We start from the raw sequence: 26,625 nt of genomic DNA on the forward strand, positions 1-26,625 counted from the left end.
TATTTTGAGGCGGGAACATACCGCTTACAGTTGTACCTTCGCAGGTATTAAATGATTACGGTATGAAGCGGAAAACGTGGCTGTATCTTGTTTTTTTTGTTTTGCTTTTTGGTGCGTTCTATGCTTTTCTATATGCTACTATAGATTCGTCCAAATCGCGCTTGCCTGTTTTAAATATCGTAAAACCCTTTTCGTTTGAAAAACAGGACGGACAATGGATCAGCGAAAAAGATGTGGCCGGTAAAGTGTATGCCGCAGCGTTTTTTTTTACAACCTGCGAGGGCATTTGTCCTAAAATGAACAGGAATATGAAAATAGTATTCGATGAGTTCAAAAACGAAAATGATTTCCTGATCCTTTCGCATACCGTTGACCCCGAAACCGATAATATAGCCAGGCTAAAAACCTATGCCGACTCGTTGGGAGCGGATACAAAGCGCTGGTGGTTTTTAACAGGAAGTAAAGACAATTTATATAAAACAGCAAGGGAAAGCTATATTTTGGATGATCCTAAGAACAATGCCACTAATATTGAGGAGCAGTTTATACATACCCAATTCTTTGCATTAATTGATAAGAACGGGCAGGTAAGAGGTATTTACGATGGATTAAAAAAGGCGGAAGTAGAAAAACTGATCACCGATATAAAAGATTTATTAAAAGAAAAGACGCTGCAACCCGCATAGATACACCTAAAGCCAAAGCCGGCTGCACATTATTTTATGATCTTCTTATAAAGCAGAACAGCTATGGAACCGCAAATTGTAGATTTATTAAAGAAGAACCAGTTGAGTATAACAGACAGCAGGAGAAAAATACTGGAACTTTTTTTGCAAAGCGACAGTGCACTGGCGCATCATGATATAGAATCGAAAACAGAAGAACGGTACGACAGGGTAACGGTATACCGCACCCTGCAAACATTTATGGAAAAGGGAATCATTCACACCATTCCTACGCCTGATAATTCTATTAAATACGCTTTGTGTAAAGATAACTGTGAGGAAGGACATCACCATGATGATCATGTACATTTTATGTGCATGAGCTGCGGCACCACTACCTGCCTTGAAGATGTGCAGGTACCGGATATAAAATTACCCAATGGGTATAAAACGCGTCAAACAGAAGTTGTTGTAAGTGGCTTATGCAAAGCCTGCAGTTGATTAACCTGAAACGGAAATATGCAAAATCCTAATTTAAATACAGATAAAGCGGTATTAAGTACAGTTGAAAAAGAGTTTGAGAATAATATTCGTCCTAATGAAATTGCAGACTTTAGCGGACAGGATAAGGTAATTGACAATATTAAAATCTTTATTAAAGCGGCCAAAATAAGAGGAGAAGCTTTAGATCATATTCTTTTTCATGGCCCTCCGGGGCTGGGCAAAACAACCTTAAGCCGGATAGTAGCTAACGAGTTGGGCGTGCATATCAAAGAAACTTCCGGCCCGGTAATTGAAAAGCCGGCAGATCTTGCCGGTTTGCTTACCAATCTTCAGCCCAATGACGTATTATTCATAGATGAAATACACCGCCTGAGCAATGTGGTGGAAGAATACCTGTATTCTGCCATGGAAGATTACCGCATTGACATCCTGATAGATACCGGCCCCAATGCCCGCAGTATACAAATCAACCTTAATCCTTTTACACTAATTGGCGCCACCACCCGGAGCGGCTTACTCACCGCGCCATTGCTTTCCCGCTTCGCTATTAAATCAAGGCTTGAGTATTATGATGCTGCCATATTAAAAAAAATAATCTGCAGATCAGCCGGCATATTGCAGGTGTCTATATCTGACGGAGCGGCAAAAGAAATTGCCGGGCGAAGCAGGGGAACACCGCGTATTGCCAATGGCTTATTGCGGCGGGCAAGAGATTTTGCACAGGTGCTGAATGATGGCATTATAGACGAAGGCATAACGCTGCATGCGCTAAAAGCCTTAAACGTTGATGCTTACGGGCTTGATGAAATGGACAACCGGATACTTTCCACCATTATTGAAAAATTTAAAGGCGGCCCTGTGGGCATTACCACCATCGCTACCGCTGTTGGCGAAGAGCAGGGAACATTAGAAGAAGTATATGAACCTTTTTTAATTCAGCAGGGGTTTATCATGCGCACTTCAAGAGGCAGGGAGGCCACGCCAAAGGCTTATGAACACCTGGGAAAAGTTTTTTCGGGAAAAAATCTCTTATTTTAACCCCCTATTTAATAAATAGCTACTATACGTTTACTGCCAGGCCTGCATCCGCAGCCTCACCATTTAAGTTTCGGGCATTATACTTCATTAATTAAATAAAACGCTACCCTGCTGCGTTAGTGTAAATGGTATGACATTTGCGAAAGAAGAGCATCCTTAAGCCTTTGCACCCAGGTTAGCCGATACCCGATTAATAAAAAATATGGATAATAACGTGTTATTACATCTTAAGGACAAAAGAGAGGAAAGAAACAGCGAGCCGGAAATGGCCGCACCGCTGGTGATGGTAGTAGAGAATGACCCTGATACCATGCTGTTGATTTCCGTATTACTGAGAAACCTGGGATATAAAGTAGTAGAAGCCTCTAATGGCGAAAAAGCACTGGCTTTGCTGCATAAAAATAGTCCTGAAATAATTTTCATGGATGTGCAAATGCCGGTTATGGACGGCTATACCGCCACCCGGCGCATCCGGCAAATGGCCGCCCCCCATAATGCTACGCTTATTATTGGGCTGGTAGCGGATGCAGGGAGGGCCGATTATAAAAAATGCAGGGCGGCAGGCATGGATGATTATATTTCAAAGCCTTTCCGCTTAGAAGAGATACTGGGAAAATTAAAACTCCCCCCGGCAGCTTAATTTTTTTACTTGCAACCTTTTATTGTAATAATCGTCAATAATATGTTCCGTTTTTAGTACAGCAATGCATACCACACAAAAGCAACCATCTTTATTAATTTGCCTTGTAATGGACTTATTCGGCTATGCCAGTTATGCCCTGCCCTTTTTAGGTGAGTTTGGCGATGTGGTTTGGGCTCCTGTATCAGGATTAATTTTTTATATATTATTTGGCGGATGGAAAGGAGCGATGGGCGGCATTTTTAATTTTATGGAAGAGCTTTTGCCCGGACTTGATTTCATTCCCAGTTTTACAATAATGTGGACAATAAAATTTATTCGCAAACAGCAGCAAACGCAATCAATCCAACCCATATAAAGCTGCGGCGCTTCAATTTGTTTGGAGCGCTATTTTTTTATCCAAAATACCAGGCCGCTATCCACTGACTTGTAAAGCCCGCCATCAATCCCAAAACAATATCCGGCACCCGGTGAGCCGAAACAAGAAGGCGTGAGGTGCAGATCAGCCCTGCCACAAAAATGGCGATCGCCAGGGGAATATTCACAAAGCCGGAAGAAGTAAACAGCAGTACCGTAAACAAGCCTACCAACCCGCCTGCTCCCGTTGCATGCATACTTATTTTAAAAAAGATGTTGGCAATAAAATCAATAATCACGGCAAGGAAAATGCCAAGGCTCATTTGGGCCATAATTACAGGAATACCCGGTTTGTTTTTAAAAACATAAAAAGTCCAGAAGAAAAATATCATGCTGATGGCATACAGTATGATTCTTTCCTTTTGGGTTTTAAGATATACCGATTGAACGAAACCCAGCCCCTTGCATAAAAGTACCGCCATTAAAGGAAAAAAAATACCATTAATAATGTAAATAAAAAGAGTTTGTGTTTTTCCCGATGCATTCACCCCCATAAAATATTCCGGGTTAAGGTAAATAAGGTACAGGGCCATATATAACCCAACAAGCAGGGGATGAAAAAGCCATGAAAAAAACTGGGCTGCTATTCTTACCACAGGCAATACGGGAGCAGCGCCTGGCGCGGGGTAACTATTCATAATTGTTTTCTTAAGCGTGCTACCGGAATATTCAGTTGTTCCCGGTATTTAGCCACCGTTCTCCGGGCAATATTATATCCTTTTTGCTGCAGCAACTCCGTCAGCCTTTCATCGCTGAGTGGCTTTTTCTTGCTTTCCCCTTCTACCATATTACTCAGTATTTTTTTTACTTCACGGGTAGATACTTCTTCACCGCTATCCGTACTCAATGATTCGCTAAAAAAGAATTTAAGGCGGTAGGTTCCAAATTCTGTTTGTACAAATTTACTGTTGGCTACGCGGCTTACCGTAGAAATGTCTAACGCCGTGCGCTCCGCAATATCTTTCAGTATCATGGGCTTCAGCGTTGTTTCGTCTCCAGTCAGGAAAAATTCATACTGGTAATCCATAATAGCGTGCATGGTAGTATACAGGGTATTTTGCCTTTGCTTAATGGCATCAATAAACCACTTGGCCGCATCAATCTTTTGTTTAATGAAAATAACCGCTTCTTTCTGGCGCCTGTCTTTTTTGCTTCCCCGGTCGTATTCTTTAAGCATATCCCTGTATCCTTCGCTGATACGAAGGTCGGGTGCGTTTTTGGAGTTAAGGGTAAGCTCAAGCTTATTACTGTTGTTATGAATGAAGAAGTCCGGAATAACATAACTTTCACCTATATTGGTTTCCCCCACATTCCCGCCGGGCTTGGGGTTAAGGCGAATGATCTGGTTAATAGCAGCTTTTAAATCTTCGTCAGAAAGACCTAACCCTTTTTGTATTTTTTCATAATGCTTTTTTGTAAACTCATCAAAGTAGTCAGTCAGGATACTGATGGTAATATCCACTTCACGGCCTTCTTCTTTTTTACGTTCCAACTGCAAAAGCAGGCACTGTCTTAAATCCTGGGCGCATATCCCCGCGGGATCAAACTTTTGTATCTGTTTCACCAGCGCGGCTATTTCACCCTCCGTAGCCGAAATATTTTGCCGGAAGGCCAGGTCATCGGCAATTGCGCCAAAATCTCTCCGCAGGTATCCATCATCATCTATGCTCCCTACAAGCTGTTCCGCAATTTTCCGTTCCTTCTCATCCAAATGCAGCATGCGCAACTGCTCCAGCAAAGATTCATGAAAAGTACTTTCAATTTTAAAAGGAAGCGTTTGCTTCTCATCAATTTCCGGGTAGTTCTCATCCTTTAACCTGTAATCGGCCACATCATCATCCTCACCCACATATTCACTAATATCAATATTATCATATTCATCTTCACTACCTTCCGCTTCAAAATCATCCTCAGCGTCACCCTCAAATTCATCAACAAGTTCTCCATCGGTAGCGTCCTGGTCATCTTCCGTTGCTTCAAGCGCAGGGTTCTCCTCCATTTCCTCTTTAATCCTTTCTTCTAAGTTGGCCGTAGGAACCTGCAGCAATTTCATAAGCTGAATTTGCTGGGGGGAAAGCTTTTGTAACAGTTTCTGCTGTAAACTCTGACTCAGGGCCATAATAGAGATATAATAATTGAAAAACCAGTAAATGAAAATTAAAAAGGCGGCGCCTCCACAAAAATCAGGCCGTAAATTTAAGTACAAAACCTATTAACATCCGGCAAAGCAGGTTTTTTTATTGGGATGTTAACATTTCTTTTTGCCCGGAGCCCATTTTGGTACAAGGTTGCTTGTTGCAGGCAACACTAAATCCTTTTATCTTTCGTTTACATCTTACAGGATTTTATAACAGGCTTGTTCCTGATTCCGTTTTGCTTTGAACAAAATATTACATTAGCACAAAAATCAATATTGTTAAGCCTGGCGTGCATTATGAATATGTAACCCCATGTTATAAATAACCAACTTATGAGCCTGAGGCCACTTACGAATATTGCTATCCTGCTGGTAGAAGATAATGAAATGAATACGCTTTTGGCTTCAGCCATTATACAGGGAACGGGCGCCAATGTTACGGAGGCAGACAATGGCATGGATGCTATTCAGCTTTTACGAAGCCGTTCTTTTGACCTGGTATTAATGGATCTGCACCTGCCTGTAATGGACGGCTTTGAAACCACCCGATACATCAGAAACAATCTTTCTATAGCTATTCCTATTATTGCCATAACCGCTAATGTGGTTAACGGAGAAGAGAATAAATGCATTGAAGCCGGGATGAACGGATTTATTTCAAAGCCTTATACTGAGAAAGTACTCCTGGATAAAATTGCTACCTGTATTCCTTTTAAAAATGGCATGGCCGAAAGGATGGTAACAGAAACCGCTGCTGTGTCATCCGCGCTTTATAGTCTTTCCTTTCTTGAAGATATAAGCAAGGGAAACCGGAAAATGCTGCAGCAAATGATCCTTGTTTTTGTGGAGCAGGCGCCAGCAGCCGTGAACCAGTTGAAAGCAGCGTATAACAACCACAACTTCAGCGAAATATATTCAATTGCACACCGCATAAAACCCGATATTGACAACCTGAACATCGTATCGCTGAAAGATGATATCAGGCAAATTGAAGTGTTTGCAGAACAAAAACAAAATGGCGCTGCACTAAAAACCCTGATTGTTAATCTGGATGATACCATTTCACAGGTAGTTCGTGCACTGAAAGAAAATATATTATCCTGACCAACTGCAGGAATTTCCCTGCATTTCCCACACGGGCAGTTACAATCCGGGCGCCGGCAAGCCCTGTTTTAAATCGTATAAAAAATAACTTTATATGCGTTTATTTTTATGCTGCTTACCACATAACCGGTAAGGTGTATTGCTTTTTTAACATTTCCGAAATGTTTCGTATTTCAAAGAAATGCTTTACATTTGATCTACTAACACTTTCGTAATTAAAAATCAAATGATATGAAAACAGCATGCTGTAAAGGTACTGCGCTAACTATACTGGCATTTGCCTGTATGCTAACCAGCGTTTCCGTTAGTGCGCAGAACCCGGAAAATAAAAAACAAAAGCAGGAAGAAATCATTATTAAAAAAATGAGCGGCAAGGATAAGAAAATAACCATTGTAGTAGATGGCGATAAGATTACGGTTAATGGCGAGCCTTTAGCTGCGTTTAATGATGATGATATTATTATCCGGAAAAGAAAAATTTTGGGCCGGGATGATGATTGGGCAGACAGAAGCAAATCGCTTCGGGCACCGCGTCCTCCGTTTCCGCCAATACCCCCTGTTCCGCCACAGGCCTGGGCATTTCCGGGAGATGATGCTTTAACTACCACAGCGCCCAAAGCCATGCTTGGCGTATATACGGAAAAAGATGAGAAAGGAGCAAAGATTAACCAGGTTGCCGATGATAGCCCTGCCCAAAAAGCAGGATTGATGAAAGGAGATATTATTACAAAAGCCGGCGACAACAATATTACAGATCCTTCTTCCCTGTATGATGCCATCAGCAACCTGAAGCCTGGCGATGAGATACAGGTACAATACCTCCGCGATAACAAAAAGAAGAAGGTGAAGATTACGCTGGGAGAACGCGAAGCATTAGCCCGCACATTTAATTTTAACACGCCTTCCTTTAATGAAGACATGGTGAAATCATTTAAGCTTCAGGGTCCTCAACACTGGCAGGGCGATTGGAATATGTTTAACAGCAAGCCGCAGTTGGGCATTCGTATACAGGATACGGAAGAAAGTACCGGTGTACAGGTATTAGACGTAAGCGAGGCTTCCCCTGCGGAAAAATCGGGTATAAAGAAAGATGATATCATTACCTCGATTGATGGCATGGAAATTAAAAATACGGATGACGCCAAAAAGAAAATAGCTGAGCTAAAAAACAAATCAACTTATCCCATTACGGTGTTACGCAATAATCAAACCGTGCAGCTTGATATAAAAATTCCAAAAAAATTAAAGGCCACGGATCTGTAGCAGCAATGAACAGTTATTCCTGCCCGGGCGGTTGCACACAGGCAGCCGCCTTTTTTATACTGGTTATTGTTGAATACCTTTGCGGGCTCAAATAATATGGTATATGAAACATATAGCCTCCGTATTCCCTTTATTAATAATCACTGCTCTTTTTTTTACAGCCTGCAAAGAAAAAAGGAAGCTTACGCAGGTAAATATCAGCCTGCAAAACAACCCCGAAACACAGGTGGTATCCCTGATCGGTAAAGCTTACGGCACATCGGCCGTGGTGCTGGATACAGCCACTATTACTGCAGGAAACAGCAGTTGCCGCTTTGAAACACTTATGGATGCGCAAAGTATTTACAGTGTGCGGTTTGAAAAGGATAGCAGGTATATTTTATTCAGCAACGATATACCCGTTATCCATATTACTGCAAACTGGAATGATTTTTCAGCCTATTCCACTTCTTCCCCTGCCTCCGCTTCGCTCAAAGGCCTGCTCGTTACTTTTAATAATTATTTAACCGCTATTGATACGCTCAAAAGTAACAGTGTACAAAGTGAAACAGATAGTTTAAAAAACATATGGAGCAGCGCTGCACAGCAAAAAACAGAAGAAGCAAAGGCTTATTTGGTACAGTATACAGATACGGCAAAAAGCCCGGCAGTTGCCCTGTATGCCCTGGGTATTTTACAGCAAAAAAATACAGACCCGGCGGTTATGACACCACTCATCAGCCGGCTGGCAAATCGTTTTGAAGACAATGATGAAGTGAAAAAGATCGGTGATGCCTATAGCGCGTTGCTCAGCAAGCAAATGGCCATGCCAGGTATTGGCAAAATGGCGCCTGTATTTAGTCTGCCGGATACCGCAGGTCAAATGGTTACGCTCGAATCTTTCAGGGGCAAATATACCCTCGTTGATTTTTGGGCAAGCTGGTGCGGGCCATGCCGGAAGGAAAATCCATCTGTTGTGGCTGCATTTAATGCGTATAAAGATAAAAACTTTACTATCCTTGGCGTGTCTTTAGACAAGGACAAGGCAGCGTGGTTAAACGCTATTCATAAAGACGGATTAACCTGGCAGCAGGTAAGCGATTTAAAGGAATGGGAAAGTATGGTAGTACCCTTGTATGCTATTGAAGGTATTCCGTATAATGTACTGTTAGATCCCGGAGGAAAAATCATTGCCATGAATTTAAGGGGAGATGCGCTGGGAGAAAAGCTGGCAGCGGTATTGGATAAGGCAGAACAGGAATAGGTTTGTGAGATGTTACAGGTTACAAGTTGCAGGGGAATGTATCCGTTTCAATTTTGAGTTTATCGTTTATGATTTGTGGTTTATTGTTGTCCGGCTATCAGACGGGTAACTAAGGTACGTTTGGTGTGCTGGTTAAAAAAACAAACAATATCCTGTCGAAAAAGGAAATTACATGTCTTTCAGCTTGTCGTTTTGTTGATGTCTTTGCGCATCGCGGATCGTTTTCTTTTCGAAATTTTTTTTCAGGGCAGCGGTTAAATCTACTCCTGTTTGGTTGGCCAGGCAGAGCAACACCCACAATACATCGGCCATCTCATCACCCAAATCCTTACCCTTATCGCTTTCTTTAAACGACTGTTCTCCATATAAGCGCACCATCAACCGGGATAGTTCTCCTACTTCTTCCATTAAGATACCCAGGTTGGTGAGTTCGCTGAAATAGCGTACGCCGGTTGTTTTTATCCAGTCGTTAACCTGTTGCTGGGCCTGCTGTAATGTTATTTCCATAAAGGATTTATTAAAGATCAAAGATATACCTCACCCTCTTTCCCTCTCCCCGAGCGGCGAGGGACGGTGCTTAATAATAACACCCCGTCCAACCGTGTCCTCCGGGCGGGCAGGCATAGGTCCTTCCATTTCAAGTATTGAACAAGGCTGTAACTGATATTATAAACCATAAACTTTCTAAAAAACCACCCGGAAACTCCCAAATATGCCAAAACGCTCAAAGGTTTTTTCGGGTAAAGGCCGGGGTAATATTTTCCAGATAAAATCAAGACGGAATATCTTAAAAATATTATCCACCCCTGTGCCTATTTCCATATAGGGCTTCCCGTTAAGACTTTTAAACCCGTTACCATTGCCGCCAAAATTATAATCTTTATTGGCCTGGCTTAAGTCGCCCCAAAACACTTTGGCGCCCCAAAACTGCCTGAATTTCAGCATCCGGGTTAAAGGGATAAACCGAAACAACCCATTTCCAATATTGTGCTCCACATTAATGCCCGCATACCAGTCTGTCAGGTATTCATAACGGCTCATCATGTTAAAAGCATACTTGTTATAATACCACAAATTATTACCCGGTGGAATTTCAAGCAGGGTGTAAGGCAGCGTACCAAATACTTTGCCGGCATAAGCATTGTAATAAATGCTGCCATAGGGCGCTATTTTTTTGTAATCCGATACGCTACCGCCAATTTTATGATAATTATAGCTGCTCCCGAATACGCCTGATATACCCTTTGAATAATGCGCCTCTATAATAGGGTAATCACTGCCGATACTGATCCGGTAAAAATTGCCGTCTAAAAATTTCTCTAAGTAAGCGAATCTCAGTTTAATTCCCGTTTCAAAGCTATTCAGAGACTCGCCGCCATTAGTTGCAGGAAAACTATCCTTTAACGGAAGATTAGATAAGGGAGTAGACCGCCTGCGCAATCCATTCAGCGTAACCGAAAACCCGCTGTTCCACTCTTTAAAATATTCCAGCTTTTCCTGCTCTATTTTCATGTACCTGAGTGGCACACTGGGTTTTCTTAAGGCAATCGCAAATAAGTTATCGCTTCCCACCTCATCATAATATACCTGTCCGTTATCAATATCATTAATGAATGCGGCCGTTAATGTAGAGCGGGGCGATTTATTGAACAGGTATAAGCTCTGAAATCTTCCTTTCCATTTACGATCGGCAAAGCCATAAGCCAGGTAGCCGGTGAGGTATATCTTTTTATTAAACCCGGTATTGGTTCCCAAATCAAAACGCAGCCTCAGTCCTTCGTACGCATTTGCCGTTATCCAGTTATACCAGGGACCAATTTCGTAATTACCAACATTTTTATACCCCGTGCCAATAAAATATACCAGGTCGGTAAAACGCTGAAAACTGGGCATCTCCATGAGGGTATCAATCATCTTGTAAATACCTTTTTCTGTTCTTGTTAGCTCCTCATGCCGGGCGTGAAGCCAGTATGTATCAGAATGTTTGGATGCCGAATCGGATATCACTACTTCCTCCCGCAGCTTGTTTTTTTCCAGCGCCCCGGCAACTGAAGTATCATTGATAATAATATTACGGTACGTAGTGGTTTTTCGGCCAATAAAATTCAGGCGGTTCTTATCTAAGAAAATGAAATCCGCCACAAACTTATCTTTTGCCAGAAACCAAACGGAATCATTCAGCAACTGGTATTCCTGGACAAGATCGAGTTTTTCAACAAAATTCAGATTAGCCAGTTCCGAAACCCGGAGATTCATTTTCATTACAGCATACGATGAGTCGGCTATCCATGCATCGCCAATAAAAGTATTTTCGCCTTTGTGTTTGGGTGTAAACAAAAAATGAAAAAAACGTCTTCCTCCTATATACTGTGTATCCGGAACCCTGTAATAGTAGTAAGCGGGGCCATAATCGCTGATAGGACTCACAAAATCCTTATCAAAAACCGGTATAAAGTTTTTATACACATTTATATTCTGGTACATGCCACCCAGCATTTTGCTGATGCTTGGATTATTAAATCCCATTGTTTTAACCGCTTTAAATACTTCCCGCGTTTTTTGGGGTTTTCTTTGATAGTAATAATCCGAAAGCGATTCGGTTAAATAAAGCGGCAAAATAGGTTTGGCTTCGCTTGTTGAGTCAATATTTTTATAAATAACAGATTTAAAAGGTTTCAATAAAGGAAATTTGATCAGCTTGTTATTGGCGGCGTCATTGAGGTCGGCCTCCAGCTTATTATATAATTCGTAGGAAAAATTATCGAACCGCGCCCGGTCATTCAATGGCTTGTGCTGTACTATTTTGCGCCACATGATCATTCCTTTGCCGATCTTGCTTTTTATGATCACTTCCGCATTACTCTTCCCTCTTTCCAACTCTATGATAACCTGTATTTCCTCCAGGGTAGTATCTATAGGAAAGGCATAATCTTCAAAACCAACAAAAGTAACCATAAGGGTATCAGAAGGCCAGCGGGAGAGCGTAAAAGAAAAATTGCCAGCGGAGTCGCTCAGGGCGCCAATGGTAGTGTTTTTAAACTCAAGCGATGCAAAAGGTATCCGCTCTTCACTGTGCGAATCCTGGATATGCCCGGATAGCTTTTTAACCTGCGCCGAAGCACTGAATGTAAAAACGGACAAAAATACTATGCTATTAATAACCAGCCATTTCCAGCCCATATGCACAAAAGTAAACACACTGTAATGTATTATGTACAATAGTTTTACAATATTGGGATTGTGATAAGAATATCCTTCTGCTGTATCAAACCTCAAACCTGATCGTTTTTTCGTTGTGAACGTTGCGTGACACCATAATATGCTATTCCCAATAGCGAATAAGTATAAAAAAAAGTTTGCAAATATCAGCTTTTAATATTTACTTTGGATTTCAAAGTACTTTTATGGAGCAAGAACATTCTGCGCAGAACACATTAAAAGATATAAAACAAATGATGGAACGCAGCAGCCGTTTTATCAGCCTGAGCGGGTTAAGTGGTGTGGCTGCAGGTATTTGCGCTTTAACCGGCGCCTGGTTTGCTCACCAGGTTATTTCGGGTAATGATCCTGCATTTAAAGAAAGTTATATATACGAAAGCCTGGCATCCGGCAATCTCTTCAGATATAAGCTCTTTACCATTGCCGTGCTTACATTATGCTCAGCCATAATAACAGCCTTTTTGTTTACATATATAAAAAGTAAAAACAACAATACACCGCTCTGGGGTACCACTTCCAAAAGGCTGATGCTGAATTTTGGCATCCCTTTATTTGCGGGAGGTGTATTTTTACTGCGCCTCACAGAACTGGGGTATTTTGAAATGATAGCCCCGGGATGCCTTTTGTTTTATGGTTTGGCCCTGGTAAATGCCGGTAAATATACCCTGGGCGAAGTGCGGTATTTAGGATATGCGCAAATTGTAATAGGATTGGTTAGCTGCTGGTTTCCTGCCCTTGGCTTAGCTTTTTGGACCATTGGCTTTGGTATATTGCATATAGTATATGGTTCAGTGATGTGGTGGAAATATGATAAGAAAAGGTAAAAGATACAGGGCATTTTTGTTCTGCTCCTGTTTTTAAAAAAATGGCATGAAAAATCCGATAGAAAATTTAAATAAAATATTTGACAGCCGTATACGGTTAGGCATTATGAGTTCACTTATGGTGAATGAAGACCTTAATTTTAACCAGCTAAAAGAAATCATAGGCGTTACCGATGGTAACCTGGCATCTCATTTAAAAACACTGGAAGAAAATGAATACATTAAAGTGCAAAAAGGATTTATAGGCCGAAAAACCAATACCACATATGCAGTTACCCAAACCGGTGAAAAAGCATTTAAACAACATTTAGAGGGATTGGAACAAATGATCAGGTTAATAGAATAGCGTAATTTTTTTCCTAATACACTTTGAAATTCAAAGTACTTTTAAAAAATAGAACTATGGATATTACAAACGCATCCCAGTTTCTATCAGCCAACAGGCTTACCATTAAAGGTATTATAGTAGCCTGCCTGATACTTATTATGCTGATACCCACTTTATTTATCATGAGCCTGGTAAATGAAAGAGCAAACCGCCAGGAAGCTGTTGCCAGGGAAGTAAGTGCCAGGTGGGCAACGGAACAAACATTTACCGGACCCATACTGGTAATACCTTACAGAGAAAGCATTCAATCGGAAGTTGGAAAAACAACAGTGTATAAAAAGTATGCTTACTTTTTACCCGACCAGTTAAAGATAAATGGGGTATTGGAACCTGAGATAAGGCACAGAAGTATATACAACATCGTTGTATACCGGGCAAACATGCAGATAGAGGGTTATTTTAGCCCCATACAAACTGAAGGACTACAAATTGCAAAGGAGGATTTACAAATGCAGGAAGCATTTGTTTGCATTGGATTGAATGATTTCAGGGGCATTGAAGACCAGTTAAGCCTTTCATGGAATGATAGCAGCCATATTTTTAATGCAGGTATGCCGGATGATCACATCATTAAAAACGGATTACACACTCCTGTTGCATTAGATTATAATGATCTTGCAAAATCAAATACCTTTAAACTGCAGTTGCATTTACGGGGCTCCGAAAATTTGTCTTTCACCCCTGTGGGTAAAACCACTGATGTACATTTTACTTCAGCATGGACTAACCCTTCTTTTGATGGCAGTTTTTTGCCTGTAACTACACCGCAAATAACTGAAAAGGGTTTCAGTGCTGAATGGAAGGTGCAGCATTTAAACCGCAACTATCCCCAATGCTGGAAAGACGGCAACTATAATATAGCGGATTCACGGTTCGGCATTACGCTTTTGCAGCCGGTTGATTCTTATTCAAAGACAATGCGCTCCGTTAAATATGCCATCCTTTTCATCGCACTTACGTTTGGACTGTATTTTTTTCTTGAAATATTGCAAAAAAGAACGGTTCATCCCATTCAATATGTACTGGTGGGACTGGCATTAAGCATTTTCTACACTTTATTACTATCCATTTCTGAATACATCCGGTTTAATATAGCATACAGCATAGCGGCTGCAGCAACAGTTGCACTCATTACCCTTTATACAAAAAGCATATTTCATAAGTGGAAGATTGCAATGCTGTTTGGCGTTATGCTTACCACATTGTATACATTCATTTTTATATTGCTGCAACTCCAGGATGGTGCTTTGCTTTTTGGAAGCATAGGCTTATTTATAGTATTGGCCGTAGTGATGTACTATTCGCGAAAAATAAACTGGTACATTTAAAGTAAATACAGCTCATGAAATTCATTCAATCTCTGCAATATGCATTAACGGGCATCGCTACTTTTTTCAGGAACGAAACAAACGGGCAGATCCAACTGTGCGCGGCAATAATAGCGGTAATCCTGGGATGGGTGTTTCAAATTGATGCTATGGAATGGCTGGTTGTTGTGCTTTGCATAACGGTGGTGCTAACACTTGAAATGATAAACACTGCTATAGAAAAATTGTGTAACATAGTTCATCCGGGCTATCACCCCCAAATTAAAATTATAAAAGATATAGCTGCCGGGGCGGTGTTATTAGCTGCTATTGGCAGTGTAATTACCGGTGCTATTGTTTTCTTGCCAAAAATAATAGCACTTTAAAAACCTGTAAGGTCCTGAATATCTTACAGGTTTTTAAAAATCCAGTCCCAGGGAAAAATACCACACCGGTTTGCCATTAAAGAATCCGCTCATGGGCCAGCCGGCATCTACCCGAAGGAAATAGCCCAATAAGGTACTTCGTAAGCCAAAGCCATAGCCACCGGCAAAAGGCCCAACGCCGCTGCCTTTTAAAATTACCTGTACCGACTGATCCACATAGGAAATGTAGGGGCGGGTTAGTTTGTTATAAGCCCCGTTCCAGGCGGTACCCAGGTCAACAAACTGCACCAACTGGAAGTTTCGTAAAAAAGCATTGTTTATAGGCCGGCTCAGCAAAGTGGTAAATACCGGTAACCTGAATTCGCTGTTAATAACAACCGCGTTATTGCCATTAGCTACATTCTGGCGATAACCCCTGAGGTTAACCGCTAACGACTGGTAAGCATATGTTTGATCTGGCGCCGGCTGAGCAGCATTGCTAAACTTAGGAGATATCCAACTGTCGGTGCCACCCAGGTAATATAATATTTTTTGGCTGCCCCATGAAATATCCACTGCTCCTCTTGCCGCCCATATAAAATTGCGGTAAATAGGATAGTAATACCGGATATCGGTACCCACATTAAAAGTAAACTTGCCCTGCTTGTTTTTGGTGAGGTCTGTATTAATATCGGTATATATCTTATATCGCAACCCGTTCCATATATTCAACGTAGGGTTGATGCTGTTATCATGCACATATTCAAAATGGGTGAGCAGTGAGTTTTTTACAGTATCGCCGATGGCCAGGGCCGGAGGAAAATCAAAAAGCGTTTTGATAGCTACCCTGTCGGTACGCAACGCAACATTCGCCCGCAAACTTCTAACCTTATTCCATGGATAGGAAACATTAACCTGGTAAATATTAGAATACAGTTTATTAGGCAATATGCCTCTAATATCATCTTGTTTATAAAACGGGTAATTCGTTACAGTAGAACGATAGTACGTAAGCCCCCAGTCTAACCGCTTGCGCATATTATAAAAGCTGAACAATACATCTTTATCATCCAGGTTCAGTCCCAAACGAAAACCGCCAATGAATTTAATATCTTCAAACAGATCGGAAACCCCGATTCGTACAATGCCATTCAAATTAGAATTCCCGTTGGTAAGATAAATAGGACCGCCACCACCGCCATAAGGCTGCCAGCGGGTCATTAATACGGAATTATTGAAACCCGAAACAGCGTATTCCGTTGCAAACTTCAACCTGTAATCATATAGTTTGGCCTCCGAAAGCGCTGTTTCTTCGACCGGCTGGTCATTGGCGTCAAACACTCTTCCTTCTATTGTACTGTCCGGCTTATCATTTTCAAATTCACTTTGAAAAACATCTCCCCGGTTCGGGGTGGTATCAATTGCTGCCGGTTGATAAATAGTAGCCGCGCCTTTCACTATCTTATCCTCTTCCATTACTTTTTTCATGTATTCAGTAGGCCGCACATTGATGTTTCTTCTTTTCAGCGCATCGTCATTTACTTTGAGCTTATACAATAATTTCAGATCGCCTTCCTGCCGCACTTCAGATACCTGCCCGCCATCGCCCGCAATTCTTGTTTCCTGCAGGCTGCTCTGGTAATTGGTTATAGGAAACGCGTATGCCGAATCGGTGGTAACCGCCATATAGCCTATTGAATCGGGTTCATTTTTATTCCATACCTGCAGCGTAGAGTCTAATTCAGCATTATCGGGGTTGCGTAATAATTCATCCCCAATCCTGTATATAGTGTCTACTCCCGCTTTGCGGGTAGTAAAAAATCCGGCATACCGGTTGGCAATGCCCATTTCATCATTCACAAACGTAAAGTGATTGGTATTGTACTGCATGGGGTAACGTGCATTTCCATATTTTACATGCGTGAGCTGTGAAATCTGCCTGAATTCACTTTTGTTCCAGTTATCAGCTAAAAAAATATTATAAGGGTTGTTGGATGGCAAAGCGGTATCGCTGTTAACCGCATTGCCGGATGGCCGGTTCGATGAAAAAATGATACCTGTTCTGTTGGGAAAAGCTACAAAAGAAGGATCAAGGTCGTCATACACGTCATTCGTAATTTGTTCCAGTGTCTGTTCCTTCATTTTATAAACAAAAATATCGGAGTACCCGTTTTTTACGGCGCTGAATAAAAGGGTATTCTGATCCAGCATATACTTTACATCGGTTACCTGGCTAAATTCTTCGGGTAGTTCCTGCTTAAATGTTTTGAGCCGGGTTGTGAGGTCAAAAACAAACATTCTAAGCTTATTCTTTTCACTGTAAACCACTACCAGCTTTGAACCCTTGGGATCCCAGGCCAGTTGGGGATAGTTAGGATTGATCTCATTTTGATTATCCAGCACGCCCGATTTCAGCAAAACCTTTCTTTTAAAGCCAAAATCTTCCAGCTCAATGCGATAAATTCCTTTTTTAAACCGCACCACGGCATACGTGCTGTTGCGTGGGTTGGGATTAGCCTGGAAACGGTAATAATCCAAGTTTTTATTCACTTCCTCCAAAGCTACCACGCTTCCTTTAGGAGCGTTCCGTCTTCCTCTCAGATCCTTATAGTACTTGTCGGCCTCTTTTTCCATGAATTCGTTCAATACTTCTTTGAACTTTTTTTTGGTTACTTTTAAACTGGCCGAGTTGAGGCTCTTGTATATTCTTGCCAGGTAAAGAAAATAGGTAACATTATCTTTCCGGTAGTTATCGGCTATAAAGTGCCAGAAAGCATGCCCGGCAAGTTCAGGCTTATCAAATGCAAGCTGGTAAAAGGTTCTGTAATTACCCGAAAGCAGGGCAGATTTTAACTGATCATCCAAAGCAGGACTCCAGTTTTCTGCGGCGTACATGATATATCCTTCGGTTAACCATTTAGGTAAGTCCAATAAAGCCTGGTTGCTGGCGAATTCACCAAGATCATCGCCAAATAATAAATTTTCAAGCAGCACTTTAGCTACGCCCTGCCGGATCTGTTTTTTTAAACTTTCATGATCGCCGTTAAAATAAACGATCATTTTATTGTTTACAAACTTGGTAACGCCGCCTGTATTCTGCCAGTCAACACCCAGCCCAATATTAGATTGCTGTAAGTCGTTAAAACTATTATATACAACAATATTAATGCGGCGCTGAGAACCATATTCCACAAAATCTTCCAGTCCGGGTAATTCCTTTTCTGCTAATTGCGCCGCATATTTCCCAAGTGCCAAACCATTCTGACTAAAATATACATTAAAATTTTTTGTCTGATAGTAGCGCCATTTAAATTTTTCGTATTGAACCCTGTTCTTTCCAAATTCTACCGAATTTACCTGGGTGAAGGCCTCCTGATGCAAAAAGAATGAAAGTGCAACCAATGCCAAACTTCCAAGATAGTATCGTAGCCTGTTCTGTAAGATTCCCATAATTTCGTACATTCTAATGAATAAAATTAGCGTTTTTAAGGTACAAAAAAACATTATGCTCGTTGTTAAAGTTTTCATATTTAGCCCGGTGCAGGAGAATACTTACCTGCTTTACAATGAACAGAAAGATTGTATAATTATTGACCCCGGATGTTATTATCACGAAGAACGGGAAGAACTGGCCTCATTCATAAAAAATGAAGCTTTAACGCCAAAGCTGCTGTTAAACACGCATTGTCATCTTGATCATGTTTTCGGCAATAAATGGGTTGCGGAAAAGTACGGATTAAAGCTTCACCTGCATGAAAAGGAAAAGCCGGTATTAGATTATGCACCTACTTCCGGACTTATGTGGAACCTGCCTTTTGATAATTACAAAGGCAACGTAATATACTTACGGGAAAATGATACGGTATCGTTGGATGACGATATGCTTGAGGTTTTTTTCACGCCCGGGCATTCACCGGGCAGCATTGTTTTTTATTGTAAAAAGCAACAGTTTGTTATTAGTGGCGATGTATTGTTTAAGATGAGTATTGGCCGAACAGATTTACCGGGCGGAAACCAGAACACCCTGCTTAACAGTATACACACAAAACTTTTTGTTTTGCCCGATGAAACCCTTGTATACCCCGGTCATGGAGAACATACGACCATTGGGTTTGAAAAAAAGCATAACCCGTATGCGGGGATTTGAGGCGATGAGGTGTAAGGTAGGAGGTCAGTTAGGTATAAGGTTGTAAGGAGTGGTCAGCTATTAAATTCTCCCGGGCTATCAGCTAAAGCTTACTAACAATGAGCCGATAACTCCTTCTTTCACTTCTCACTACTTCCCTTCTCACCATTTACTCCTGACGGCTGCAGAAGGCTAACACCTGACCAACTTACCACTTTATATCTTAGCTTTATCCTTCAATTGTATGGTTCATACCACAAAGGGCATCGTGCTGCGTACTGTTTCTTATGGCGAAACCTCGGTGATAGCGCTGTTGTATACCGAATTGTTCGGGTTACAGTCTTATATCGTCAATGGTCTGCGCACCGCTAAAAAATCGTCTGTAAAAAACAACCTGTTTCAGGCTTCCGCTATCCTCGAAATGGAAGTATACCATAATGAACTAAAAAGCCTGCAACGGATTAAGGGTGCAAAATGGCATTTTCTTTACCAGCATATTTTTTTTAATATACCCAAAAGTGCCGTGGCGCTTTTCATGACGGAGCTATTGCAAAAAGTGATCAGGCAGCCTGAGCATAACCCCCATCTGTATAGTTTTATTGAAGATGCTTATATGCAGTTAGACAAGGCGGATACAAAAGTTACCGCGGGATACCCTTTATTTTTTGCCCTGCACCTCACTTCATTTTTGGGTTTCAATATAAGAGATACATATACTTCACAAAAAAAAATACTTGACCTCCGTGAAGGAGAATTTGTGAAAGAGCTCCCCATGCATCCTTATTATATAGAAGAGCGGAACAGCGCTATGGTGTCGCAACTGCTAAAAGTGATGCATCCTTACGAGTTGCATAATATTGACTTACCCCTAACTGTAAGACGGGAACTGCTTGAGCATATATTGCAATTTTATGCCCTGCATATACAGGATTTCGGAGTGTTGAAATCGCTCCCCGTTTTGCAGGAAGTACTGGCATAACACAGGGATATTTGCTATGTACAATTATCAGATACCGGCCACTGCAAACCGGTTTGAAATTGATCCGGGTATCAGCCTGTCTGCTTTAAATTGGGTTTGCGCAGCGTTCCTTATTTTTTTATCGTTCAAGTATGGCAACATTTTGCTACTTTTGGATACAAATGTCCTGTAAAGGGATTCTATATATATTAATGTTACAGAATTAGTGAGTTGGATTGAGAGTATTGAAAACGTTTATTTTATTTCAATATAGTTATTCTGATTTAGGTTATTATACCCTTTTATTTGTATAATAACGCGTTTTATACAGGGGCTCAAAACCGGGCTTTTCCTCAACAGGATAATAGTGTGCATTTTATTTACTGTAACATCATTCCCTTTAGCCAGGCATTATTATTAACTATTTAATATATGCCGAAATATGAGCTGTACTAGCTGTGGTACCAATACCGGGGGTAAACCCAATGGATGTAAAAGCAACGGAGGATGCAGCACGGGCGGTTGTAACCGTATGAATGTGCACGACTGGTTAACTAACCTTCCCCTGTCGGATGAAGATAGCATGTGTCGCATTGTTGAAGTTTCCTTTAATAATGGCAGCAGAAAAGATTTTTACCGCAACAGTACGGTACACCTGTATGAAAAGGGAGAAATGGTAACGGTAGAAGGTGTGAGTGGTTTTGATACGGGAGAAGTGTGCCTGTCGGGTGAATTGGTACGCCTTCAATTAAAGAAGAAAGGCGTTGAAGAGAACAACCCTGAAATAAAAAGAATTTTACGCCGGGCCGGCGACCGCGACCTGGAGTTATGGAAACAAAACAAGGCCCGCGAGCCACAGGCGCTAACGCGTGCCCGTTCCATTGCCAGGCAATTGAAATTAGAAATGAAACTATCGGAGGTGGAATTTCAGGCAGATGGAAGAAAAGCTACTTTTTTTTATACTGCCGATGGGCGGATTGATTTTAGAGAACTGATAAAAATATATGCTTCCGAGTTTAAGGTAAAAGTTGAAATGAAGCAAATTGGTGCAAGGCAGGAAGCGGCAAAAGTAGGGGGCATAGGCAGTTGCGGCCGCGAGCTTTGCTGCAGCACCTGGCTTACCAGCTTTAAAAGTGTAACTACTATTGCAGCCCGGTACCAGAACCTGAGTATTAATCAAACCAAATTAAGCGGGCAATGCGGACGGCTTAAATGTTGTCTCAACTATGAACTGGATACTTATTTAGACGCACTCCAGGGCTTTCCCGATAATGCGGATATGCTGGAAACAATGAAAGGAAACGCCTTGCTGATCAAGAAAGATATTTTCCGCAACCTGATGTGGTACATACTGCCCGACAGCAACAAACACTATCCGCTTTCCATTGCCACTGTACGCAAAATAAAAGAGATGAACGTAAAGGGCGTAAAACCGGAAGCATTGGAAACAGAAGAACTGGTAAGCAGTAAACCCAAAGAAGTAGAACCGGATTTTGTAGACGTGGTAGGGCAAATTAGTTTACGCAGCTTAGAAAAAAACGACAAAAAAAGGAAGTTCAAACAAAGAGAGCAACAGGATAGAAACCGCAGCAATGCAAGGCAGGCGCAGGCGCCTCGTTCTCCGCAACAAAACCAGCCCAGGCCAACCATCAGAAAGGATAAAGACAAGGGGAAGCCCAGTTAAACGGGTTGAGCTGAGCATCAATACAAATCTAACAACAGATTGCGGTTAGCGGTAGGCTATTAACTAACGCCTGATCAACCATACCGGTACCAGTACCTGTAACCAAAAGACAAGAACCAAATAAAATTCAAAGGGCAAATGTAAAATCCGAAGCCTGGAATCTGAAGGAGGCTTTTAACAATCAGATGCATAAGCAGTACAAAAAGAAGGAGTATCCAGTTTATCATTAGCCGCAACTCCCCTGATACCTGATACCTATTTCCTGATCTTATATCCTTTTGCGCCATACCACGCTACTACCACAAAACAAAACAGGGGTATAATATAGGCTTTTGCCGTTCCGTTTTCGGCCAGTACACCCATAAAATAGGGCATTAATGCACCGCCTACAATAGACATGATCTGAAATGACGACCCCTTTTTAGTATGATGCCCCAGGTCTTTAACGCCCAAAGCAAAAATAGTAGGGAACATAATAGACTCAAAGAAGAACACGCCCATCAGCGAATACACCGAAATCCAGTCTTTGCCCCAAATTACAATTACACAAAGCGCAATATTGACAAGCGCGAAAAAGGTAAGCAATTTATTGGGGGCAACTTTACGCATAAGCGCTGTTCCTGCAAACCGGCCTACTGTAAAAAGCAATAAGCTGATAGAAAGCAGGTACGCTGCCTTTGAGTTGTCAATTTCCTTTTTTGCCTCTGTACAATAATTAATAAACAGCGCCGCTATACCTACCTGCGCTGCCACATAAAAAAACTGTGCGATAACACCGTATACAAAATGGCTGTGCTGAAACAAAGGTTTGGTATCCTGAACTTTATCGGAAACCATTTCACTTTCCTTGATTTCCGGCAAATAGGTTCTCCAGAATAATACCGCTATAAATAACACCACTATGGCTATAATAATGTAAACCACCTTTACGGAATCAAGGTTGCCGCTATCCTGCCCGGAAGATTCATTAAAAAAAACATTTGCCGCAATAATGGGTCCTATAAAAGATCCTACACCGTTAAAGCATTGCGATAAATTAAGCCTGAACGCCGATGTTTCGGGTTTACCCAGCACTGTTACATAGGGATTGGCAGCGGTTTCAAGGCAGGTTAAGCCCGAAGCAAGAATAAAGAGCGCTAATAAAAAAAAATCGAAACTGCCCATTTGCGCCGATGGGAAGAAAAGAAAAGCACCGGTTGCATATAATAATAAGCCAAGGATAATGCCTTTCTTATACCCGTATTTACTCATAAAAATACCGGCAGGCAGGGCAATCAAAAAATAAGCCCCAAAGTAGGCCGCCTGTAACAGGGTAGACCTGGCCTTTGTTACATTCAACGCGTCCTGGAAATGCTTATTCAGCACATCGAGCAGGCCATAGGCTAATCCCCATAAAAAAAATAAGCTGGTTACCAGTATAAGCGGGAACAGGTATCCCTTTCCATTGGTAGAGGGTTCAGCGGCCGAAATAGTGGTTGATGTTAATGCCATGCAACTTGTAGTTTGGGTTATCTTACTAAATATATTACCGTGCGTTTGGGGTGTTATTGAGCCATTCCCGAACATCCAACATCAGATCATATTATAACGACCGGTCTAAGTGCGTATAACCTCCGTCAACAAAAATAATTTGCCCGGTGGTATGGCTTGACCTGCTGCTTAGCAGAAATACGGTCATGTCTGCAATTTCTTCCGATGTGGTCATTCGTTTTTCCAACGGAATTTTAGCCACAATTTGCGCTAATTTTTCTTCAGGGTTAGGAAGCGTTTTTATCCAGTTTTCATATAACGGTGTCCAAACTTCTGCCGGCAGCACGGTATTTACCCGTATGGAATAAGGCAGCAGTTCTACCGCCCACTCCCTCGTAAGCGCGTTAACGGCTCCTTTGGAAGCGGCATAACCCGAAGTATTGCCCTGCCCGGTAAAAGCTACTTTAGAACCAATATTAACGATATTGCCTTTCGTTTTTTTGAGGAAAGGCAATGCAAAATGCGCCAGGTTATAATAATGACTGAGGTTTTTTTGAAGGGACTGAAAGAATTTTTCAGGTGACCCTTTTTCAAGTCCTACCCCATCATTTATACCCGCGTTATTAATTAACCCGTCTATCTGCCCGTATTTTTCAACGGTAAAATTAATCACGTTGCTACAGGCCTCCGGGGTACCCAGTTCCGCTGTTACATAACTGGCTTTACCACCGGATTTTACTATTTCGTCAACAATAGCCTGGTTATCGGTTTTATTTCTCCCGGCAATTACTACTATACCTCCTTCCGTGGCGATGGTTTTACTAATGGCGGCGCCAATGCCTTTGGCTCCGCCGGTAACGATATATACTTTATTAGCAAGGTTCAGATCCATTGTTTATGGTTTAGAATAATAATGCATGATTGCCCCGGTAAGCGTACCGCATACAGTACTGATACTCCCTTGCCGGCGGGTGAAGATAATCACAGATGATAAAACTGTATGGCATTCCCCCCAAAAACTTTCGCTCTATCTTCTTCCTCATCGTTTTCCATATACTTTTCCAGCAAACTTTTCCATTGCACATACATACCCGAAACCAAAATTACCGGCCAATCGCTACCAAACATCAGCCTGTTAGTACCAAAAGCTTCAAATACCACATCAAGGTAAGGGTAAAAATCACCAGCGCTCCATGCTTTCCAGTTGGCTTCAGTAAATAGGCCGGAGAGCTTGCAATATACATTGGGATAGCGGGCAATTTCCCTCATCAGCCTGGCCCATTCATCAATTTCTTTATGTTTGATATCCGGTTTGGCGCAATGATCAATAACCATTTTCTGATCGGGGAACAGTGAAACAAATTCCAATGCAGGCTTTAGCTGGTAGTGATAGATCAGTATATCGTAGGTATAATTAAAAGCCTTCAGTGCTTTTACGCCCCGTTGAAAATCCTTCCGCAATAAAAAATCATTGGGCTCACCCTGCACAATATGCCGGTAACCCTTTATGGCGCTGTATGCCGAAAAGTGCTGTAACCTTTCTTCCACATTATCCGCGCATAAATCTACCCATCCCACCACGCCTTTTATGAAGGGATGCGTTTTGGCCAGCTCGCATAAAAACCGGGTTTCTACTTCCGACTGGTCGGCCTGCACAGCAACACATCCGTCTACATCATTTCGTCTTAAAGTAGATTCGATTGTTTGGGGAATATAATCCTCCTGCAGTACTTTCATATCATCCATCCAGGCATCCCGCTTCCTGTCGTATTTCCAAAAATGTACGTGTGTGTCTATGCAAGCCATAAAGTGGTAAGTAGTTAGTGGTAAGTAATAAGTAGTTACCAAACAAGTTTGATTAAATTTATTTTACTTCCATTTTTTGCAGTATTGATTTGGATAAGCCTACAATAATTCTCGTTACTTCTTCACAAATGAACAGCAAATCATTCTTTTTGGACAATTCAATATGTTTTAGCCGCTCTGCCAAATAACACATAGATTTTACTTCGTTGCAGGAATTTCTGGCTATTCCCAAAAACCTTCCAAATTCTCTTTTACTTCTTGAATCAAAACCTTCTGCTATGCTATTTGATACTGACACCGCTGCTAAACGAATCTGGCTTCCAAAAGCCAAATCTCTTGTCTGTTCAAATGTTTTATAAACTTCTACTGCCAGATCCCGGGCCTTCTGCCAGACTATCAGATCTTCAAATTTAACAACTTTCATAACAGGTATTTTTTAGGTTAACATTACACTGTTAAAAATATGTTCTGCCATCACCACGTACACCTCCACTTACTAACTTACCACTTACCACTATTTAATATACCCCCAAAACTGTTCTGCCAAAAACCTGTTGCCCTCATCATTCATGTGTACGCCATCCGTTGTAAGGATGCCTGCGTTTTTATTTTCGGGGTTATGCGTATTGATGTAATCAATGATCGTTTTATGCAGGTCAATCAGTTCCACCTTTTTGTTTTTAGCGATCTGGCGTACAATCTCCGAATATTTATTCAGGTCGCCATCCAGTTCATTAACATACCCTTTCTTTTCTCCTACAACAGTAGGCGTACAAATCACCACTTTAGCACCGGTGGCCTGAATTTTATCAATGATTTTATTATAAAACCGTTCAAACTTATCGGGGTCTGTGCCGGTTCCAAAACTTCTTTTATGCCATACGTCATTGATACCTACATATATAAACACAAGGCCGGGCTTTTTAGACAGCACATCCTCTTCCAGTCTCAAATAAAGATCATATACTTTATTACCGCCAATACCCGCGCCAATAAGATCAAAAGCCTTATCCTTTCCGCTTTTCACCAGCATCTGCTGCAGCAGGGTAATATACCCGTTGGGTGCAACGCCCGCCTGGGTAATGGAATCACCAAAAAAAATGATTTTCTTTTTTTGCATAACAGTAAAAGCAGATAAAAAAACAATAGCGGCAATAAACGCGAAGTATGCAATGAAACGTTTCATATAGTTGCTTATAAATGGATGTTATTGTAGTTCGAATATCTTTTCCATCATCACCCATTTTTCGCCGGGTTTGGCCCAGGGCAGTGATTGCTGAAAGGTCCACATAAAATTTTCCCATTCCTGCACTTTTGGATTACCGGCATCTGAGACACTCTTTTTTTCAAAAGAGAAATCATCATTTACCTCCATGATCATGAACAGCCTGTTGCCGGTAAGATAGATATCCATGCCCGTAATACCATCCGCCTTTATCCTTTCACGGATTTCCGGCCATATATTCT

General features: G+C 41.5%; 26 protein-coding genes. 15 read left to right on the forward strand and 11 right to left on the reverse strand.

Annotation, left to right across the window (positions count from 1 at the left end):
• Positions 1-62: 62 nt before the first annotated feature.
• The 5 genes from VL121_RS02875 to VL121_RS02895 all read left to right on the forward strand — a co-directional run bounded on the left by VL121_RS02875 (position 63) and on the right by VL121_RS02895 (position 3,205).
• On the forward strand, positions 63-686 hold the full coding sequence (locus VL121_RS02875) for an SCO family protein (RefSeq protein ID WP_325401960.1): 624 nt from the start codon (positions 63-65) through the stop codon (positions 684-686).
• Positions 687-749: 63 nt separating this feature from the next.
• Positions 750-1,166 (forward strand): Fur family transcriptional regulator, encoded by a 417-nt coding sequence (locus VL121_RS02880; protein WP_325401962.1) that lies wholly within the window; start codon positions 750-752, stop codon positions 1,164-1,166.
• 18 nt (positions 1,167-1,184) lie between these two features.
• Positions 1,185-2,207, forward strand: a complete 1,023-nt coding sequence (ruvB, locus tag VL121_RS02885; protein WP_325401964.1) for a Holliday junction branch migration DNA helicase RuvB — start codon at positions 1,185-1,187, stop codon at positions 2,205-2,207.
• Between the two features lie 202 nt (positions 2,208-2,409).
• Complete coding sequence (locus tag VL121_RS02890) at positions 2,410-2,847, forward strand: response regulator (RefSeq protein ID WP_325401966.1); 438 nt, start codon at positions 2,410-2,412, stop codon at positions 2,845-2,847.
• Positions 2,848-2,956: 109 nt separating this feature from the next.
• Entirely contained in the window at positions 2,957-3,205 is a 249-nt protein-coding gene (locus tag VL121_RS02895) for a hypothetical protein (protein WP_325401968.1), read from the forward strand.
• A gap of 37 nt (positions 3,206-3,242) precedes the next feature.
• Here VL121_RS02895 and VL121_RS02900 read toward each other — a convergent pair whose 3' ends face one another.
• Both VL121_RS02900 and rpoN read right to left on the reverse strand, forming a co-directional pair.
• Positions 3,243-3,902, reverse strand: coding sequence for a hypothetical protein (locus VL121_RS02900; protein WP_325401970.1), 660 nt, complete (start codon positions 3,900-3,902; stop codon positions 3,243-3,245).
• Positions 3,899-5,383, reverse strand: a complete 1,485-nt coding sequence (rpoN, locus tag VL121_RS02905) for an RNA polymerase factor sigma-54 (RefSeq protein ID WP_325401971.1) — start codon at positions 5,381-5,383, stop codon at positions 3,899-3,901. The genes VL121_RS02900 and rpoN overlap by 4 nt, the downstream gene beginning before the upstream one ends.
• Positions 5,384-5,734: 351 nt before the next feature.
• On the opposite strand from rpoN, the gene VL121_RS02910 reads away from it, so the two are divergent.
• From VL121_RS02910 to VL121_RS02920, 3 genes are all read left to right on the forward strand, one after another.
• Positions 5,735-6,505, forward strand: a complete 771-nt coding sequence (locus tag VL121_RS02910; RefSeq protein WP_325401973.1) for a response regulator — start codon at positions 5,735-5,737, stop codon at positions 6,503-6,505.
• Between the two features lie 231 nt (positions 6,506-6,736).
• Positions 6,737-7,768 carry a PDZ domain-containing protein gene (locus tag VL121_RS02915; protein WP_325401975.1) on the forward strand — a complete coding sequence of 344 codons (1,032 nt, stop codon included), beginning with the start codon at positions 6,737-6,739 and terminating at the stop codon, positions 7,766-7,768.
• A gap of 103 nt (positions 7,769-7,871) precedes the next feature.
• The gene (locus VL121_RS02920) at positions 7,872-9,011 is read left to right on the forward strand and encodes a TlpA family protein disulfide reductase (protein ID WP_325401977.1); all 1,140 of its coding nucleotides are present in this window, start codon (positions 7,872-7,874) and stop codon (positions 9,009-9,011) included.
• A gap of 168 nt (positions 9,012-9,179) precedes the next feature.
• Here the strand turns inward: VL121_RS02920 and VL121_RS02925 are convergent, their stop codons facing one another.
• The gene (locus VL121_RS02925; protein ID WP_325401979.1) at positions 9,180-9,518 is read right to left on the reverse strand and encodes a nucleotide pyrophosphohydrolase; all 339 of its coding nucleotides are present in this window, start codon (positions 9,516-9,518) and stop codon (positions 9,180-9,182) included.
• Between the two features lie 177 nt (positions 9,519-9,695).
• Complete coding sequence (locus VL121_RS02930; RefSeq protein ID WP_325401981.1) at positions 9,696-12,287, reverse strand: DUF5686 family protein; 2,592 nt, start codon at positions 12,285-12,287, stop codon at positions 9,696-9,698.
• A 128-nt stretch (positions 12,288-12,415) separates the two neighbouring features.
• Here VL121_RS02930 and VL121_RS02935 point away from each other — a divergent pair, with 128 nt between their 5' ends.
• The 4 genes from VL121_RS02935 to VL121_RS02950 are packed head-to-tail and all read left to right on the forward strand — an operon-like array spanning position 12,416 to position 15,135.
• Positions 12,416-13,054 carry a hypothetical protein gene (locus VL121_RS02935; protein ID WP_325401983.1) on the forward strand — a complete coding sequence of 213 codons (639 nt, stop codon included), beginning with the start codon at positions 12,416-12,418 and terminating at the stop codon, positions 13,052-13,054.
• Between the two features lie 46 nt (positions 13,055-13,100).
• A complete protein-coding gene (locus VL121_RS02940) occupies positions 13,101-13,400 on the forward strand; it encodes a winged helix-turn-helix domain-containing protein (RefSeq protein WP_325401984.1) in 300 nt (99 codons plus the stop codon).
• 56 nt (positions 13,401-13,456) lie between these two features.
• Positions 13,457-14,770: a cell envelope integrity protein CreD gene (gene creD / locus VL121_RS02945; protein WP_325401986.1), complete on the forward strand. Its 1,314-nt coding sequence runs from the start codon at positions 13,457-13,459 to the stop codon at positions 14,768-14,770.
• 14 nt (positions 14,771-14,784) lie between these two features.
• Positions 14,785-15,135 carry a diacylglycerol kinase family protein gene (locus VL121_RS02950; RefSeq protein WP_325401988.1) on the forward strand — a complete coding sequence of 117 codons (351 nt, stop codon included), beginning with the start codon at positions 14,785-14,787 and terminating at the stop codon, positions 15,133-15,135.
• Between the two features lie 33 nt (positions 15,136-15,168).
• Here VL121_RS02950 and VL121_RS02955 read toward each other — a convergent pair whose 3' ends face one another.
• Entirely contained in the window at positions 15,169-18,564 is a 3,396-nt protein-coding gene (locus VL121_RS02955) for a hypothetical protein (RefSeq protein WP_325401990.1), read from the reverse strand.
• A 55-nt stretch (positions 18,565-18,619) separates the two neighbouring features.
• Here VL121_RS02955 and VL121_RS02960 point away from each other — a divergent pair, with 55 nt between their 5' ends.
• The 3 genes from VL121_RS02960 to VL121_RS02970 all read left to right on the forward strand — a co-directional run bounded on the left by VL121_RS02960 (position 18,620) and on the right by VL121_RS02970 (position 21,882).
• Complete coding sequence (locus VL121_RS02960; RefSeq protein ID WP_325401992.1) at positions 18,620-19,261, forward strand: MBL fold metallo-hydrolase; 642 nt, start codon at positions 18,620-18,622, stop codon at positions 19,259-19,261.
• 223 nt (positions 19,262-19,484) lie between these two features.
• Positions 19,485-20,219 carry a DNA repair protein RecO gene (recO, locus tag VL121_RS02965; protein ID WP_325401994.1) on the forward strand — a complete coding sequence of 245 codons (735 nt, stop codon included), beginning with the start codon at positions 19,485-19,487 and terminating at the stop codon, positions 20,217-20,219.
• A 421-nt stretch (positions 20,220-20,640) separates the two neighbouring features.
• Positions 20,641-21,882 carry a PSP1 domain-containing protein gene (locus VL121_RS02970; protein WP_325401996.1) on the forward strand — a complete coding sequence of 414 codons (1,242 nt, stop codon included), beginning with the start codon at positions 20,641-20,643 and terminating at the stop codon, positions 21,880-21,882.
• A 255-nt stretch (positions 21,883-22,137) separates the two neighbouring features.
• Here VL121_RS02970 and fucP read toward each other — a convergent pair whose 3' ends face one another.
• From fucP to VL121_RS03000, 6 genes are all read right to left on the reverse strand, one after another.
• Complete coding sequence (fucP, locus tag VL121_RS02975; RefSeq protein WP_325401998.1) at positions 22,138-23,373, reverse strand: L-fucose:H+ symporter permease; 1,236 nt, start codon at positions 23,371-23,373, stop codon at positions 22,138-22,140.
• A gap of 91 nt (positions 23,374-23,464) precedes the next feature.
• The gene (locus VL121_RS02980; protein ID WP_325402000.1) at positions 23,465-24,244 is read right to left on the reverse strand and encodes an L-fucose dehydrogenase; all 780 of its coding nucleotides are present in this window, start codon (positions 24,242-24,244) and stop codon (positions 23,465-23,467) included.
• Positions 24,245-24,333: 89 nt separating this feature from the next.
• Positions 24,334-25,158, reverse strand: coding sequence for an amidohydrolase family protein (locus VL121_RS02985; RefSeq protein WP_325402002.1), 825 nt, complete (start codon positions 25,156-25,158; stop codon positions 24,334-24,336).
• 58 nt (positions 25,159-25,216) lie between these two features.
• Positions 25,217-25,582, reverse strand: a complete 366-nt coding sequence (locus VL121_RS02990; RefSeq protein WP_325402004.1) for a four helix bundle protein — start codon at positions 25,580-25,582, stop codon at positions 25,217-25,219.
• Between the two features lie 90 nt (positions 25,583-25,672).
• A complete protein-coding gene (locus tag VL121_RS02995; RefSeq protein WP_325402006.1) occupies positions 25,673-26,344 on the reverse strand; it encodes an SGNH/GDSL hydrolase family protein in 672 nt (223 codons plus the stop codon).
• 21 nt (positions 26,345-26,365) lie between these two features.
• On the reverse strand, positions 26,366-26,625 hold a 260-nt coding region (locus VL121_RS03000), incomplete at its 5' end, for an L-rhamnose mutarotase (protein ID WP_325402008.1).

Source organism: Agriterribacter sp. (assembly GCF_035497235.1).
In the GTDB taxonomy this organism is placed as follows: Bacteria; Bacteroidota; Bacteroidia; order Chitinophagales; family Chitinophagaceae; genus Agriterribacter.